1 rRNA gene is annotated in these 3046 nt (G+C 54.2%); it reads right to left on the reverse strand.

Going from position 1 to position 3046, the window contains the following annotated elements:
- Nucleotides 1–18: 18 nt before the first annotated feature.
- Nucleotides 19–2907, reverse strand: a 23S ribosomal RNA gene (locus D5281_RS24015).
- Nucleotides 2908–3046: the final 139 nt, after the last annotated feature.

Genomic DNA, 3046 nt, shown 5'->3' on the forward strand with positions numbered 1-3046 from the left:
CCACATCCTCACATCTTCTCGGTTAAGCTTCCGGCCTATTAGTACCTGTCAGCTCTGCACATTACTGTGCCTACACCTCAGGCCTATCTACCTCATTCTCTCTAAGGGGCCTTCGACTTTTGTCTCGGATATCTCATCTCGGGGTGGGCTTCACGCTTAGATGCCTTCAGCGTTTATCCCTCCCGGGCTTGGCTACCCTGCTGTGGGGTTGGTCCCCAACAGGTTCACCAGCGGCCCGTCCGTCCCGGTCCTCTCGTACTAAGGACGGCTCCCCTCATATATCCTGCGCCCGCGCCGGATAGGGACCGAACTGTCTCACGACGTTCTGAACCCAGCTCGCGTACCGCTTTAATGGGCGAACAGCCCAACCCTTGGGACCTGCTTCAGCCCCAGGATGCGATGAGCCGACATCGAGGTGCCAAACCACTCCGTCGATGTGAACTCTTGGGAGTGATCAGCCTGTTATCCCCAGGGTAGCTTTTATCCGTTGAGCGATGGCTTTCCCACTTAATACCACCGGATCACTAAGTCCCAGTTTCCTGCCTGCTCCACCCGTCGGTGTCACAGTCAGGCCCCCTTATGCCTTTGCACTCTGCGGATGGTTCCCGTCCATCCTGAGGGGACCTTTGAGCGCCTCCGATACCCTTTCGGAGGCGACCGCCCCAGTCAAACTCCCCGCCAGACGTTGTCCCCCGCCGGGTATCCGGCGCAGGTTAGAAATCCAATGCTGCAAGGGTGGTATCCCAACGGCGGCTCCTTAAGAACTGGCGTCCTTCTATCTCTGCCTCCCACCTATCCTGTACATACAGCACCAAATCCCAGCATCAAGCTGGAGTAAAGCTCCATGGGGTCTTTCCGTCCTGGCGCGGGTAGCCAGCATCTTCACTGGCACTTCAATTTCACCGGGTCCATTGTTGAGACAGCGCCCAAATCATTACGCCTTTCGTGCGGGTCGGAACTTACCCGACAAGGAATTTCGCTACCTTAGGACCGTTATAGTTACGGCCGCCGTTTACTGGGGCTTAAATTCAGAGCTTCGTCTCCTGACTCCTCCTCTTAACCTTCCAGCACCGGGCAGGCGTCAGCCCATATACCTCACCTTCCGGTTTCGCATAGACCTGTGTTTTTGCTAAACAGTTGCTTGGGCCTGTTCACTGCGGCCTGCCTAAGCAGGCGCCCCTTCTCCCGAAGTTACGGGGCTATTTTGCCGAGTTCCTTAACAATGCTTCTCCCGTCGGCCTTAGGATTCTCTCCTCATCCACCTGTGTCGGTTTACGGTACGGGTACTATACAAACAATAGCGGCTTTTCTTGGCACATACCTTGCGTACTTCGCTACTTTCTTTCGCTCCGCTTAACGGCTCCGCTTTCTGTGCACGGCTTTTCCTTTGCACCCGCTCCTCCGCTTGCACCGGTCTTCCCTTTCCCGGCTCACGCTCCTTACATGCGTCCCCACAGTTCTGTTATATAGTAGTGCAGGAATCTCCACCTGCTCTCCATCGGCTGCGCCTTCCGGCCTCGCCTTAGGTCCCGACTTACCCGGGGCAGATCAGCTTTACCCCGGAATCCTTGGATATTCGGCCTGGAGGATTCTCACCTCCATCTCGCTACTCATTCCGGCATTCTCTCTCCCTAACTCTCCACTATGCCTTTCGGCTTTAGCTTCTCCGTGTTAACGATGCTCCCCTACCGATTACACTTCCGTGCAATCCCCGAGCTTCGGCGGTGTGTTTCAGCCCCGGACATTTTCGGCGCAGGGCCCCTCGGCCAGTGAGCTATTACGCACTCTTTTAATGTATGGCTGCTTCTGAGCCAACATCCTGGCTGTCTTCGGAACCCCACATCCTTCTCCACTTAACACACACTTTGGGGCCTTAGCTGCGGGTCTGGGCTCTTTCCCTTTTGACCACCCGACTTATCTCGTGTAGTCTGACTCCTTCACTTTTCCTTTATGGCATTCGGAGTTTGATATTCTTCGGTAGGCTTTGACGCCCCCTAGGAAATTCAGTGCTCTACCTCCATTAGGTATATGAAGGGCTAGCCCTAAAGCTATTTCGGGGAGAACCAGCTATCTCCGAGTTCGATTGGAATTTCTCCGCTATCCACACCTCATCCCCACCCTTTTCAACGGATGTGGGTTCGGCCCTCCACTGCCTTTTACGGCAGCTTCAGCCTGGACATGGATAGGTCACCCGGTTTCGGGTCTGCGTCTGCTGACTATATCGCGCTATTAACGCTCGCTTTCACTTCGGCTCCACCGCTTAGCGGCTTAACCTTGCCTGCACACGCAACTCGCCGGACCGTTCTACAAAAAGTACGCGGTTGTACGTTTCCATACTTCCACAGCTTGTGGACACAGGGTTTCAGGTTCTCTTTCACTCCCCTCCCGGGGTCCTTTTCACCTTTCCTTCACAGTACTATTCTCTATCGGTCACTGGGTAGTATTTAGCCTTTCGGGGTGGTCCCCGTATCTTCCTGCAAGGTTTCTCGTGCCCCGCAGTACTCTGGATCCTGCCTGCCTGTTTCCTGTTTCACCTACGGGGCTCTCACCCTCTTTGGCCGGCCTTCCCATGCCTGTTCCGTTACATTCCTCAGTCCTTTTGGCAGTCCTTACCCCGCTATGACTCGCATAACGGTTTGGGCTAATCCCGTTTCGCTCGCCGCTACTTCGGGAATCACTTTTGTTTTCTTTTCCTCCGGCTACTTAGATGTTTCAGTTCGCCGGGTTCCCCTCCGCAACCTATGGATTCAGTTACGGATACGCAGGGGCTTCCTGCGTGGGTTTCCCCATTCAGATATCTGCGGATTACAGTGTATTTGCCACTCCCCGCAGCTTTTCGCAGCTTATCACGTCTTTCTTCGGCTCCCAGTGCCAGGGCATCCACCCTGTGCCTTTCTTTGCTTAACCCTTTCCTATTCATATGCCTAGCGTGACATATTGATAGGTTTTATTTCTTCTTCTTTGATGTCTCTTGACTTTCCGGTCTGCCTTTCGGCTTCCCTTCTTGTCTGATGTTTCTCTTGGTATTCGGTTTTCAAGGTACGGA

Origin of the sequence: Parablautia muri, assembly GCF_009917485.1 — a bacterium.
In the GTDB taxonomy this organism is placed as follows: Bacteria; Bacillota; Clostridia; order Lachnospirales; family Lachnospiraceae; genus Suilimivivens; species Suilimivivens muri.